The sequence below is a fragment of the Streptomyces endophyticus genome, assembly GCF_035798155.1.
In the GTDB taxonomy this organism is placed as follows: Bacteria; Actinomycetota; Actinomycetes; order Streptomycetales; family Streptomycetaceae; genus Streptomyces; species Streptomyces endophyticus.
Map to the genome: position 1 here is coordinate 1 of NZ_JAOZYC010000188.1, position 13,489 is coordinate 13,489.

A 13,489-nucleotide genomic window follows, 5' to 3' on the forward strand; every position below is an offset into this window, starting at 1 on the left:
CCGACCACCACGACCGGCGGCAGCGCGCCCGCCCGCTGCATCCCGGCCCGCGCCACGCCCGCCCGCAGCGCCGCCGCGACCCGGTCCGCGACCGCCGCCCGCTCGGACTCCGTACGCAGCCCGAGCAGCAGCGGCACCCGCCCCTCCACGGGGCGCACGCCAAGCAGCACCGGCACCCCGACAGAGGCCAGCTCCTCGGACACGGCCCGCGCGAGCACCGCCCAGCCGCCGCCCGGCGAGGAGCCCATCGGTGTTTCCGGCGTCCCCGGCAGCTTCATCACGACGGGCAGCAGCGGCCCGCTCACGGTCGGCTTGAAGCCGAGGACGCGGGCCTGCGCCGGGGCGTCGTCCGGCGCGATCCGGCCCTCCGCGAGGTCGGTGAGGAAGTCGCCGCGCCCACGGGCGGCCAGCTCCTCCTCCTGGCGGGCCTGCATCAGCACCACGGCGAGCGACCCGGCGGCCCGCTCGGTGGCGATCCGGTGCACGGGCGCGAGCGCCCCCGACACCGGCAGCAGCACGAGCCTGGCCCGTACGGACCCGGCTCCGGGACCGCCGCCCGGCACGTCCACGAGGACGGCCCCGCCCGGCGGCTCGTCCTGATGCGCGGCGCGCATGCCTTCCCACACCTGGAGCGGATCGGTGATGTCGTCCTCGGCCCCGGCCGCGTAGAGCAGCTGCCCGTCGGCGGTCTCCAGGAAGACCGGATTTCCGCTGAACTCGGCGAGGATACGCAGGACTTGGGGGACTCCGCCGCCGTCGAGGAGGGCGTTCGTGCAGCGCCGGTGCACCTCTTCCGCCCGCTGCAGCAGCGCGTAGTGACCGTTGACGATCTCGGTGTGGATCTCCTCCGTCACCGTCACGAACGGCACCTCGCGGTGCAGCTGCACCAGCGGAAGGCCCGCCGCCCGCGCCGTCTCCACGAGCGCCGCGGGCAGCCGCGCGAACCGCTGGCCCAGCTCGATGACGAGCGCCGCGATGCCCCGCTCGGCCAGCTTGCGCACGAAGGCGCGCTGTTCGGCGGGGCGCGTCCCGACCCCGTAACCCGTGGTCAGCAGCAGTTCGCCGCCCTTGAGCAGCGACGCGATGTTCGGCACCTCACCGGCGTGCACCCAGCGCACCGTCCGCTGCAGCCGCTCCCCGCCCGCCACCACCTCGGGAAGCCCGCTGCGCAGTCCGGGCAGTTCCAGGGCGCGCCGTACGGTGATGCCGCCGGGCGAGGAGAAGGCGGAGAACTCGGGCGAGGTGCTGTCCATGACACGGACGCTACCGGCGCGGGCGTTTCCGGAACATCTCCACCCGGTCACGGGGGCGATCACGGGCGCCGAATCCGCGACAACTCGTCGCCCCGTGGCGGCATTTGTACGACCGGCTGTCTGTTGTGGCGTAGGTCACGTCCCGGCCACACTGGCGTTTCCGTAGGCGCACCGCATGTCGATCTACGGATTCCGCAGCAGCGCCCCCGAGAGAGGGACGAAAATGCCAAGAACAGCGCCAGACGCAGGGCGGCCGGAGCCGGTGCAGCGGCTGAAGGCGAATTCGGTGGGGCTTGTCGGCGTGGTCTTCATGGCCGTCGCGACGGCCGCCCCGATCACCGCGATGACCGGAAACCTGCCCATCGCCGTCGGCTTCGGCAACGGCACGGGCGCCCCCGCCGGCTACCTCTTCGCGACGCTCGTCCTCACCGTGTTCTCCGTCGGCTACGTCGCCATGGCCAAGCGGATCACGGCGGCCGGCGCCTTCTACGGCTACATCTCGCACGGCCTCGGCCGGATCGCCGGCATGGCCTCAGGGATGCTCGCCGTCCTCGCGTACATCGTGTTCGAGGCGTCGATCGTCGGCGTCTTCTCGTACTTCGCGCAGACCACCGTCCACGACCAGCTCGGCTGGGACATCCCGTGGATCGTGTACGCGGCGGTCATGCTCGCCGTCACCGCGGTCCTCGCCTTCTTCGACATCAACCTCACCGCGAAGGCGCTCGGTGTGATGCTGATCGCCGAGATCGCGGTGCTCTTCGCGGTGGCGACGGCGGTGCTGATCCACGGCGGTGGCCCCGACGGCATCCCCGTCGAGCCGATCAACCCGAAGAACGCCTTCACGGGCGCCTCGGCGGGGCTCGGCCTGTTCTTCGCGTTCTGGTCGTGGGTCGGCTTCGAGTCGACCGCGATGTACGGCGAGGAGTCCCGCGACCCCAAGCGGGTCATCCCGCGCGCGACCCTCATCTCGGTCGTCGGCGTCGGCCTCTTCTACGTCTACGTCTCGTGGATGACGATCGCGGGCAACGGCCTGGCCGGCTCGGTGAAGGTCTCCTCGGGGACCAGCCCGCTCGACCTCTTCTTCGACCCGGCCCACTCCTTCATCGGCGCGTGGGCGGTCGACACCTTCCAATGGCTGCTGATCACCGGCTCGTTCGCCTGCGGCATGGCCTTTCACCAGTGCGCGTCCCGCTACTTGTACGCGATCGGCCGCGAGGGCTTCCTGCACCCCGCGCTCGGCCGTACGCACCGCACGCACGGCTCGCCGTACGTTGCCTCGTTCGTGCAGTCGGTCATCGCGGTGGTGCTCGTCGGCGCGTTCTGGGTGACTGGCCAGGACCCGTACATCCACCTCTACACGCTTCTCGCGATCCTCGGCACGATGGCGATCCTCATCGTCCAGACCCTGTGCTCCTTCGCCGTCATCGGCTACTTCCGTCGCAACCACCCCGAGGACCGGCACTGGTTCAGGACCCTGCTCGCGCCGCTGCTCGGCGGCATCGGCATGACGGCGGTCGTCGTCCTCCTCGTCCTCAACATGGACACCGCCGCGGGCACGGCCGCCGGCTCCCTGTTCTTCAAGGCCATCCCGTGGATCGTCGGCCTCGTCTTCTTCGGCGGCCTCGCCCTCGGCCTGTACGTCAAGACCCGCCACCCGCACCGCTACGAGGTCATCGGCCGCGTCGTCCTGGAGGACGCGGCCGAACGCGAGGACCAGCCGGCCCCCACCCCCACCGCCTGACCACCCGACCGAAGGGGAGCGCGCCGCCAACGAGGTGATATATGCGGTGAGTTAACCTCCGTACGCGCCCGAAGCCGTCAGCCGCAGTGCCGTGTCGATCAGGGGTACGTGGCTGAACGCCTGTGGGAAGTTGCCGACCTGGCGCTGCAGCCGCGGATCCCACTCCTCGGCCAGCAGGCCCAGGTCGTTGCGGAGCGCGAGCAGCTTCTCGAACAGCTTGCGGGCCTCGTCGACCCGGCCGATCATCGCGAGGTCGTCCGCCATCCAGAACGAGCAGGCGAGGAACGCCCCTTCGTCGCCCGGCAGCCCGTCGACACCGGCGTCGTCGCCGTCCGTCGGGTACCGAAGGATGAAGCCGTCCTCCGTCGACAGCTCCCGCTGGATGGCCTCGATGGTGCCGATGACCCGCTTGTCGTCGGGCGGCAGGAAGCCCATCTGCGGAATCAGCAGCAGCGACGCGTCCAGCTCCTTGCTGCCGTACGACTGCGTGAAGGTGTTGCGTTCCTTGTCGTAGCCCTTCTCGCAGACGTCCCGGTGGATGTCGTCGCGCAGGTCGCGCCACTTCTCCAGCGGGCCGTCCGCGTCCCCGGACTCGATGAGCTTGATGGTGCGGTCCACGGCCACCCACGCCATGACCTTCGAGTGCACGAAGTGCCGGCGCGGACCGCGCACCTCCCAGATGCCCTCGTCCGGCTCGTCCCAGTGACCCTCCAGGTACCGGATGAGCTTGAGCTGGAGCAGCGAGGCGTAGTCGTTCCTCGCGAGGCCCGTCATGTGCGCGAGGTGCAGCGCCTCGGTGACCTCGCCGTACACGTCGAGCTGGAGCTGGTGCGCCGCCCCGTTCCCGACCCGGACGGGCCCCGAGTTCTCGTATCCGGGCAGCCAGTCCAGCTCCGCCTCGCCGAGCTCCCGCTCACCCGCGATGCCGTACATGATCTGGAGGTTCTCCGGGTCCCCCGCGACGGCCCGCAGCAGCCACTCGCGCCAGGCCCGTGCCTCCTCCCGGTACCCGGTGCGCAGCAGGGAGGAGAGGGTGATCGCCGCGTCCCGCAGCCAGGTGTAGCGGTAGTCCCAGTTCCGTACGCCACCGATCTCCTCGGGCAGCGAGGTCGTCGGCGCGGCGACGATGCCGCCCGTCGGCGCGTAGGTCAGGGCCTTGAGGGTGATGAGCGAGCGGACGACGGCCTCGCGGTACGGGCCGTGGTACGTGCAGTGCTCGACCCACTCCCGCCAGAAGTCCTGCGTCGCGACGAGCGCGCCCTCGGGGTCGGGCAGCGGTGGCTGGTCCTTGTGCGAGGGCTGCCACTGGATGGTGAAGGCGACCCGGTCACCGGGCGCCACCGTGAAGTCCGAGTACGTCGTGAGGTTCTTGCCGTACGTCTCGGTCTCCGAGTCCAGCCACACGGAGTCGGGCCCGGCCACGGCGACCGTACGGCCGTCCACCTTGTGCACCCACGGAGTGATCCGGCCGTAGCTGAAGCGCATGCGCAGCGTCGAACGCATCGGCACGCGCCCGCTCACGCCCTCCACGATCCGGGTCAGTTGGGGTGCGCCGTCGCGCGGCGGCATGAAGTCGGTGACCCGGACCGTGCCGCGCGGCGTGTCCCACTCCGACTCCAGGACCAGCGAGTCGCCGCGGTATCCGCGTCGTGCCGCTCTCGGCGGCTCGGTATCGGACGCATGGGCGGGGCCCAGGCGCCAGAAGCCGTGATCCTCGGTGCCGAGCAGCCCGGCGAAAATGGCGTGCGAGTCGAAGCGGGGCAGGCACAGCCAGTCCACTGTGCCGTCCCGGCAGACCAGGGCAGCGGTCTGCATGTCTCCGATGAGTGCGTAATCCTCGATGCGCCCGGCCACGTGCATCTCCAGTCGAACGGCCACGGTTGCAGTGAAAAGTTGGAGCGAAGAGTTGGAGCGAAGGGGTTGGGGGGATGAGACGACGGATCGTGTTGTTCCGTTGATACGCCGTCCGGATACGTGGTTGTCAAACGAACCGACGAGCCGGTTGTTCCGGTTGGGGATCGCGGCGAACGGACGGAGTGTTCCGATGAACGGTGGGGGACGGGCGGGGGTGTTGCCGTCGTGACGCCGTTTTCCGTTGTGACTCGCCAGCCGAGTGTCCGAGCAGGATACGTCGCGCTCAAGTGATCCGCGTGCCGCTCAGTGCATCGCGTTTCGGCCGTACGGGTGAGCGTCCGCGCCGTGTCCCACCTGCGTGGTGAGCTGTGCGCGGAGCGTGGCCGGAAGCAGCCTCGTCCCGTCGCTGATACCCTGGTAGCCCGTGAGCCGGTGGTCCTTGAACCCCCGAACCGCAGCGACGGCGCCTCCCAAAAACCAGGGCGAGCGCGTCGGTACGCACCCCCACGACCGCGACCACGGGAGCCCCCTCTTGGCCATGCAGCCGAAATCTTCGACGACCAAGCACATCTTCGTCACTGGGGGTGTCGCCTCGTCCCTCGGTAAGGGCCTCACCGCCTCCAGCCTCGGCATGCTGCTCAAGGCCCGTGGCCTCCGTGTCGTCATGCAGAAGCTCGACCCGTACCTGAACGTCGACCCGGGCACGATGAACCCGTTCCAGCACGGCGAGGTGTTCGTCACCAACGACGGCGCCGAGACCGACCTGGACATCGGGCACTACGAGCGCTTCCTCGACATCGACTTCGACGGTTCGGCCAACGTGACCACCGGCCAGGTGTACTCGCAGGTCATCGCCAAGGAGCGGCGCGGCGAGTACCTGGGCGACACCGTCCAGGTCATCCCGCACATCACGAACGAGATCAAGCACCGCATCCGCCGCATGGCGACGGACGAGGTCGACGTCGTGATCACCGAGGTCGGCGGCACCGTCGGCGACATCGAGTCGCTGCCGTTCCTGGAGACGGTCCGTCAGGTCCGCCACGAGGTCGGCCGCGACAATGTGCTGGTCGTCCACATTTCCCTCCTGCCGTACATCGGCCCGTCGGGTGAGTTGAAGACGAAGCCGACCCAGCACTCGGTTGCGGCGCTGCGCAACATCGGTATCCAGCCGGACGCCATCGTGCTGCGCTGCGACCGTGAGGTCCCGACCGCGATCAAGCGCAAGATCAGCCTGATGTGCGACGTCGACGAGGCCGCGGTCGTCGCCTGCCCCGACGCCCCCTCGATCTACGACATCCCGAAGGTCGTGCACAGCGAGGGCCTGGACGCGTACGCCGTCCGCAAGCTGGACCTGCCGTTCCGTGACGTGGACTGGACGCAGTGGGACGACCTGCTCGGCCGCGTCCACAAGCCGGACCACGAGATCGTCATGGCCCTGGTCGGCAAGTACATCGACCTGCCCGACGCCTACCTGTCGGTGACCGAGGCGCTGCGCGCCGGCGGCTTCGCCAACCGGGCCCGGGTCAAGATCAAGTGGGTCACGTCGGACGACTGCAAGACGCCGGCCGGCGCCAAGAAGACGCTCGGCGACGTCGACGCGATCTGCATCCCCGGTGGCTTCGGCGACCGCGGCGTGTCCGGCAAGGTCGGCGCGATCCAGTTCGCCCGCGAGAACAAGATCCCGCTGCTCGGTCTCTGCCTGGGCCTCCAGTGCACGGTGATCGAAGCCGCCCGGAACCTGGCCGACATCCCGGACGCCAACTCGACGGAGTTCGACGCGGCCACGGCCCACCCGGTCATCTCGACCATGGCCGAGCAGCTCGACATCGTCGCCGGCGAGGGCGACATGGGCGGCACGATGCGGCTGGGCATGTACCCGGCGAAGCTCGCCGAGGGCTCCATCGTGCGCGAGGTGTACGACAACAAGGAGTACGTCGAGGAGCGCCACCGTCACCGCTACGAGGTGAACAACGCGTACCGCGCCGAGCTGGAGAAGAAGGCCGGTCTGCAGTTCTCCGGCCTCTCCCCGGACGGCAAGCTCGTCGAGTACGTCGAGTACCCGCGCGAGGTCCACCCGTACCTGGTCGCCACGCAGGCGCACCCGGAGCTGCGCTCGCGTCCGACGCGTCCGCACCCGCTGTTCGCCGGTCTGGTGAAGGCGGCCGTGGAGCGCAAGGTGCAGGCCGCGCAGGGCGGTTCCGCGGGGGCCAAGAAGGCCAAGTAAGGGCTCTGCGGGGCTTGTAACACAAGCGATGTACGGTAACCGGGGTGTACGCCTTTTGCGGCGTGCGCCCCGGTTTCTTATGAGTACAGCTCATGCGTACGTAGGAGGGCTTTCGGTATGACGGCCAACACGCCGCTCGTGGACACCGCCGAGGAGTGGGAGGTCCGCGCGACCGACACCCCCTTCGTCGGGAACAAGACCTCCGTACGCACGGACGACGTCGTGATGCCGGACGGCTCCGTCGCCCGCCGCGACTACCAGGTGCACCCCGGCTCGGTGGCCGTGGTGGCCCTCGACGACCAGGACCGGGTGCTCCTCCTCAAGCAGTACCGGCACCCCGTGAGCATGAAGCTCTGGGAGATCCCGGCCGGTCTGCTGGACATCCCCGGCGAGAATCCGCTGCACGCGGCGCAGCGCGAGCTGTACGAAGAGGTGCACGTCAAGGCCGAGGACTGGCGGGTCCTCACCGACGTCTACACGACGCCGGGCGGCTGCTCCGAGGCCGTACGCATCTTCCTCGCGCGGGACCTCTCCGAGGCGGAGGGTGAGCGGTTCGAGGTGGAGGAGGAAGAGGCGGACATGGAGTTCGCCCGCGTCCCCCTCGCGGAGCTCGTCCGGGGTGTGCTCGCGGGCGAGCTGCACAACAACTGCCTTGTGGTGGGCGCGCTTTCGCTTGCGGCGGCCTTGGCGGGCGACGGCCTTGACGCCCTCCGCCCGGCGCTGGCGGAGTGGCCCGCGCGGCCCTTCGAGGCCTGACGGCCGCGGGGCTCCGCCCCGGACCCCGCGCCTCAAACGCCGACAGGGCTTGATCGTGGTCACATCATCCGCTGATCCGATCAGGTGACTTGGGCGCGGCGTCCGCCAAGGCCACCCACACCCCCTCAACTAGGCTCGGGACCGCCCCCTGCCGACCCCCGGAGGGGATGGGTGAGACGGAGCGTGGCCCGTGACGGATCAGGCGGTCGAGTCGGACGACGTGACGGAGGTCGAGTCGGCCCCCGGGCGGTCCCGCAAGAGGCGTCGCACCCGTCGGGGGCAAGAGGTGGCGGAGCGTCAGTTTTTGGGGCGCAAGCGGGAGTTGTCGCAGCTCCGGTCCGATATCGAGCGGGCCGGGCTCGACACGCTCTCGGGGCGCAAGGCGCCCCGCGCCCGGGTGCTCCTGATCGCGGGGCGCCCGGGCACGGGGCGTACCGCCCTCGCCGAAGAGCTGTTGCGGGACGTCTGCGACCAGTACCCCGACGGCACCCTGCGGACCCGCCTCGCCGCCCCCGACGGCACCCCCGTACCCACCGAACACGTCCTTCGTGACCTGCTGAACACCCTCGAACTGCCCGCCCCGGCCGGGGAGAGCGCGGACGACCTCTCGGAGCGGCTGCGCGAGGGCCTCGCTGTGCGCCGCGTGGTGCTGCTGCTCGACGACGCGGGCAGCGCCGAACAGGTCGACCCGCTGCTCCCCGACACCCCGGACTGCCTCGCCGTCGCCGTCGCCGAGGGGCCGCTGACCGGCATCCCGGACGTACGGCCCTGCACGCTCGGCGGTCTCGACACCAAGGCCGCGCTCGAACTCCTCACCCGGCACACCGGTTCGGTCCGCGTCACCTGCGACCCGCGCTCGGCCGAGTCCCTGGTGGAGCTGTGCGGAGCCGAACCCGCCGCCCTGGAGATCGCGGGCGGCTGGCTCGCCGCCCGCCCCAAGGAGTCCGTCGCCGACCTGGCCAAGCAACTGCACGCCCTGGAGCCGGACGGCTCGGCCCCCCTCGCCCGCGTCTTCCGCTTCGCCTACGAATCGCTGCCGGGCCCCGCCGCCCGGATACTGCGCTACCTCTGCCTCGCCCCCGCGGGACATGTCGACCCGCACACCGCGTCGGCGCTCGCCGGCTGCTCGGTCGCGGCGGCCCACTCCACCCTCGACGCCTTCGTCACCCTCGGCCTGGTCCGCGGCGTGGACTCCGAGCTGCCGCAGTACGAGGTGCCCGGCTGCCTCGCGCCGTTCCTGCGCGGCCTCACCGAGACGGTCGACCGGCCTGCCGAGGTGCAGCTGGCCCGCGCCCGGATGCTGGAGCGGACCGTGCGGCTGCTCACCTCGTGCCGCGCCGTCACCGAACCCTTCGACTCCCCGGCCCGCAAGAAGCTCGCCGGACTGCCGAGCGCGCTGCGCTTCGCCGACCGGGAGACGGCCGCCGAGTGGCTGCGCGCGCGGCAGCCCGCGCTGCTCGCCGCCGCCCGCCTCGCCGTCGCCGACGGGGAGTTGGACACGCTGGCCCGGCGCCTCATGGCCGCTCTCGTACGGGCGATCGTGGCGCACCGGGGGACCGAGGACGCCGCGTCCGAGCTGTACGGGATCCACCGGCTCGTGCTCGATGTCGCCGAGCGCCGCAACCTGCCGAGGGAGAAGGCCGCCGCCCTGCTCAACCTCGCCGACCTCGACGCCAGGACCGGCCGCACCCACGAGGCGCTGGCCCGCTACCGGGCCGCGCTCGACGCGGGGCGCGCCGCGCAGGACCCGTACGCGACGGGCCGCGCGATGGAATCCGTAGGCGGTGCCCACCAGTCGCTGGGGGACTGGCAGCGGGCCGCCGACTGGTACGGGCGGGCCCTCGCCCAGCGGGTCACGCGCGGCGAGCGGGCCGACGCCGCGCGCCTTCATGGCCGTATCGCCGGAGTCCACACGTACGCGGGCCGCTACGGCGAAGCGCAGCGGTCCCTGCGCTCGGCCGTGGCCGGATACCGCAAGGAGGGCGATGTGCCCGCACAGGCGCGGGCGTTGAGCGAATTGGCGCGGGTGCTCGAATACGCCGGCCGGCCCGAGGAGTCGCTGCACACCTGCCAGGAGGCGATCGAGTGGGCGCGCCAGGCGCAGGACGCGCGGTTGCAGGCCGCTCTCCAGCTGCGCCTCGCCGACACCCTCGACCGGCTCGGCGACCCCGCCGCCGCCAAGCTGCACCGGGGGGCGGCCGAGCGCATGCTGGGAGAGGAGCTCACCGGCGCCGGTCGAGCGGAAGCAGATCCTTCGGATCAGCCCGCCGATGCCTACGAAATCCGTAGCGCATCCGCAGAAGATTGATGCATCGAAAGGCTAGACAGCTCAATAACCTTCATTAGACTGGCTCTGCCGCGGTCATCCGTGGCGTCTCCCGGTGCGTCCCGTGGTGTGCCGGTATGCAGTGCATTGCCCGTTTAATCCCTGAGCCAAGGACCGTGATCGACGATGAAGGTCGGCATCCCCCGCGAGGTCAAGAACAACGAGTTCCGGGTGGCCATCACCCCTGCCGGCGTGCATGAGCTGGTACGCCACGGCCACCAGGTCTTCGTCGAGCAGAACGCCGGTGTGGGCTCCTCGATCACGGACGACGAGTACGTCTCGGCCGGTGCGCGGATCCTCGGCACCGCCGACGAGGTCTGGGCCACGGCGGACCTGCTCCTGAAGGTCAAGGAGCCGATCGCGGAGGAGTACCACCGCCTCCGCAAGGACCAGACGCTCTTCACGTACCTGCACCTGGCCGCGTCCAAGGAGTGCACGGACGCGCTCCTGGAGTCGGGCACGACCGCCATCGCGTACGAGACGGTCGAGACCGCGAACCGCCAGCTGCCGCTGCTCGCCCCGATGTCCGAGGTCGCGGGCCGCCTCGCCCCGCAGGTCGGCGCCTACCACCTGCTGGCCGCCAACGGCGGCCGCGGTGTGCTGCCCGGCGGTGTGCCCGGCGTGCACGCGGGCAAGGCCGTCGTCATCGGCGGTGGCGTCTCCGGCTGGAACGCCGCGACGATCGCCATCGGCATGGGCTTCCACGTGACCCTGCTCGACAAGGACATCAACAAGCTCAAGGAGGCCGACAAGGTCTTCGGGACGAAGATCCAGACGGTCGTCTCCAACGCCTTCGAGCTGGAGAAGGCCTGCCTGGAGGCCGACCTCGTCGTCGGCGCCGTCCTGATCCCCGGTGCCAAGGCGCCGAAGCTGGTCACCAACGAGCTCGTGTCCCGTATGAAGCCCGGAAGTGTCCTTGTCGACATCGCGATCGACCAGGGTGGCTGCTTCGAGGACTCGCACGCGACCACGCACGCCGAGCCGACCTTCAAGGTGCACAATTCGGTCTTCTACTGCGTCGCCAACATGCCCGGCGCGGTGCCGAACACCTCGACGTACGCGCTGACCAACGCCACGCTCCCGTACATCGTGGAGCTCGCCAACCGCGGCTGGGTCGAGGCCCTGCGCCGTGACGCGGCCCTCGCCCTGGGTCTCAACACCCATGACGGCAAGGTTGTTTACAAGGAGGTCGCGGAGGCGCACGGCCTCGAGCACCTCGAGCTGGAGAGCCTCCTCGGCTGACCCATCCCGAAGGCGACGTCAACAAAAGTCGTCAATCTCACGCCTACGGCCGGACCTTGTGAGGGGTCCGGCCGTACGTGTAGGGGAACGGGACGGGTCCGGACATGGTCAACTCGCCTTGAACGTAACCCTTTAACCGATTCGCGCAGCGGCGAAATGCACCGAAGAGCCGTCGTACGCCCTTGACATGAGGGTGTTTCGTTACCGACACATCGTGCCGGGTCCGGCGGATTGTGTTGCTGCGGAGCGGTGACACGCCATAGAGTCGCCAACCGTCGGCATGGTGCCACGCTGACCTATCGATAAATGTTCCTGGTCATATCCAAGGAGGTAAGACGACTTGTGAATGAGTCGACATTTACTCCCGGAGGTGGCCAGCCAGGCGGACAGGTTCCCGCGGGGCTTCAGGCTGTCGGCTCCGTCGCTGTGCGTACCTTCGCTGCTCAGCAGCAGAGCAGTTATCAGGGCATCCCCCAGCAGACGCCGACGCAGACAGCACACCAGAGCATGGATGGCCATCACGTGAACGCCATGGCCGGCGACCGAAGTGGCGACACACAAAGCCACTTCGCCGACTACGACACCCTGCCCGAGGGGTCGTTCTACGACCCCGACGCCGAGTACGAGCCCGACCCCGAGTACGCGGCCACGCTCGCCCCTGACGCTGCCCGCCAGCGTCGCGAGCGCGTCGGTCCCACCGGGCGTCCGTTGCCGTACTTCCCGATTCCAGGACCGCTGACGGACCACGGCCCCGCGAAGATCATCGCGATGTGCAACCAGAAGGGCGGCGTCGGCAAGACCACGTCGACCATCAACCTGGGTGCCGCGCTCGCCGAGTACGGCCGCCGGGTCCTGCTCGTCGACTTCGACCCGCAGGGCGCGCTCTCGGTGGGCCTGGGTGTGAACCCGATGGAGCTCGACCTCACGGTCTACAACCTGCTCATGGAGCGGGGGATGGCCGCGGACGAGGTCTTGTTGAAGACCGCCGTTCCGAACATGGACCTGCTCCCCAGCAATATCGACTTGTCCGCTGCCGAGGTGCAGTTGGTCAGCGAGGTGGCGCGCGAGTCCACGCTGCAGCGGGCGCTCAAGCCGCTGATGGCCGACTACGACTACATCGTGATCGACTGTCAGCCCTCGCTCGGCCTGCTGACCGTGAACGCGCTGACGGCCGCTCACAAGGTCATCGTCCCGCTGGAGTGCGAGTTCTTCGCGCTGCGTGGTGTGGCCCTGCTGACCGAGACGATCGAGAAGGTCCAGGAGCGGCTCAACCCGGACCTGGAGCTCGACGGGATCCTCGCCACGATGTACGACTCGCGGACCGTGCACAGCCGTGAGGTGCTCGCGCGCGTGGTCGAGGCGTTCGACGACAACGTGTACCACACGGTGATCGGCCGGACGGTTCGCTTCCCGGAGACCACGGTCGCCGGTGAGCCGATCACCACGTACGCCTCGAACTCGGTCGGTGCCGCGGCCTATCGCCAGCTCGCCAGGGAGGTGCTCGCCCGGTGTCACGCCGAGTGAGTCTGCCGGGGGCCGACGAACTGTTCCGTACGACCGGGGGCATGGGGCTGCAGTCGTCGTCGCCGAGGCGCTCGGCGAACGGCGAGGCGCGGGTCCCCCCGCCTGCCGGGGAGAGCGACGAGGCGGCCGCCGCCTCCGACGGTGACGCGGAGGCGGCTCCGGCCTCCTCCGGTTCCGGTGAGCACTCCGCCGCCGAGGCCGAGTCGGACGCCGGGTCGCGGACCCGGGCCGCCGCGGCGGAGGGTGCGGAGAAGGCGGGGCGCAGGGCCTCGGGCGGAGCGCAGGAAGGTTCCGGTGGGCGGAGTTCCACCGCGGCGGCGCGGAAGCGGTCGCGGGCGGCCAACCGGCGGCCCAGCGGGCGCGAGCGGCACGACGAGAAGATCACCGTGTACGTGTCCGCCGAGGAGCTGATGGACCTCGAGCACGCGCGGCTCGTGCTGCGCGGTGAGCACGGGCTCGCCGTCGACCGGGGGCGCATCGTGCGCGAGGCGGTCGCCGTGGTCCTGGCCGATCTGGAGTCCCGTGGGGACGCGAGCATTCTTGTACGTCGACTGCGTGGGCGGTAGCGG

The 13,489-nt window shown here is 70.1% G+C and carries 9 protein-coding genes; 7 read left to right on the plus strand and 2 right to left on the minus strand.

Going from position 1 to position 13,489, the window contains the following annotated elements:
- Positions 1–1,253: PucR family transcriptional regulator ligand-binding domain-containing protein (locus tag OKJ99_RS37730; RefSeq protein ID WP_326022922.1), on the minus strand; the 1,253-nt coding region annotated here is incomplete at its 3' end.
- Positions 1,254–1,476: 223 nt separating this feature from the next.
- On the opposite strand from OKJ99_RS37730, the gene OKJ99_RS37735 reads away from it, so the two are divergent.
- Positions 1,477–2,994: an APC family permease gene (locus OKJ99_RS37735; RefSeq protein ID WP_326022924.1), complete on the plus strand. Its 1,518-nt coding sequence runs from the start codon at positions 1,477–1,479 to the stop codon at positions 2,992–2,994.
- Between the two features lie 51 nt (positions 2,995–3,045).
- On the opposite strand, the gene OKJ99_RS37740 is transcribed toward OKJ99_RS37735, so the two are convergent.
- Entirely contained in the window at positions 3,046–4,848 is a 1,803-nt protein-coding gene (locus OKJ99_RS37740) for a glycoside hydrolase family 15 protein (RefSeq protein WP_326022966.1), read from the minus strand.
- 538 nt (positions 4,849–5,386) lie between these two features.
- On the opposite strand from OKJ99_RS37740, the gene OKJ99_RS37745 reads away from it, so the two are divergent.
- The 6 genes from OKJ99_RS37745 (at position 5,387) to OKJ99_RS37770 (ending at position 13,486) form a co-directional block, all read left to right on the plus strand.
- Positions 5,387–7,072: a CTP synthase gene (locus OKJ99_RS37745; protein ID WP_326022925.1), complete on the plus strand. Its 1,686-nt coding sequence runs from the start codon at positions 5,387–5,389 to the stop codon at positions 7,070–7,072.
- A 117-nt stretch (positions 7,073–7,189) separates the two neighbouring features.
- Positions 7,190–7,828: an NUDIX hydrolase gene (locus OKJ99_RS37750; protein WP_326022927.1), complete on the plus strand. Its 639-nt coding sequence runs from the start codon at positions 7,190–7,192 to the stop codon at positions 7,826–7,828.
- Between the two features lie 322 nt (positions 7,829–8,150).
- The gene (locus OKJ99_RS37755) at positions 8,151–10,136 is read left to right on the plus strand and encodes a tetratricopeptide repeat protein (RefSeq protein WP_326022967.1); all 1,986 of its coding nucleotides are present in this window, start codon (positions 8,151–8,153) and stop codon (positions 10,134–10,136) included.
- Positions 10,137–10,280: 144 nt separating this feature from the next.
- Positions 10,281–11,396 (plus strand): alanine dehydrogenase, encoded by a 1,116-nt coding sequence (ald, locus tag OKJ99_RS37760; protein ID WP_326022929.1) that lies wholly within the window; start codon positions 10,281–10,283, stop codon positions 11,394–11,396.
- A 342-nt stretch (positions 11,397–11,738) separates the two neighbouring features.
- On the plus strand, positions 11,739–12,920 hold the full coding sequence (locus OKJ99_RS37765; RefSeq protein WP_326022931.1) for a ParA family protein: 1,182 nt from the start codon (positions 11,739–11,741) through the stop codon (positions 12,918–12,920).
- Positions 12,905–13,486 carry a hypothetical protein gene (locus OKJ99_RS37770; protein WP_326022933.1) on the plus strand — a complete coding sequence of 194 codons (582 nt, stop codon included), beginning with the start codon at positions 12,905–12,907 and terminating at the stop codon, positions 13,484–13,486. The genes OKJ99_RS37765 and OKJ99_RS37770 overlap by 16 nt, the downstream gene beginning before the upstream one ends.
- The last annotated feature ends 3 nt before the right edge of the window (positions 13,487–13,489 follow it).

What these genes read in the sequence shown, in the direction of transcription:
- OKJ99_RS37735 (WP_326022924.1), top strand. Translation starts at nt 1,477, where the DNA reads ATGCCAAGAACAGCGCCAGACGCAGGGCGGCCGGAGCCGGTGCAGCGG.
- OKJ99_RS37745 (WP_326022925.1), top strand. Translation starts at nt 5,387, where the DNA reads ATGCAGCCGAAATCTTCGACGACCAAGCACATCTTCGTCACTGGGGGT.
- OKJ99_RS37750 (WP_326022927.1), top strand. Translation starts at nt 7,190, where the DNA reads ATGACGGCCAACACGCCGCTCGTGGACACCGCCGAGGAGTGGGAGGTC.
- ald (WP_326022929.1), top strand. Translation starts at nt 10,281, where the DNA reads ATGAAGGTCGGCATCCCCCGCGAGGTCAAGAACAACGAGTTCCGGGTG.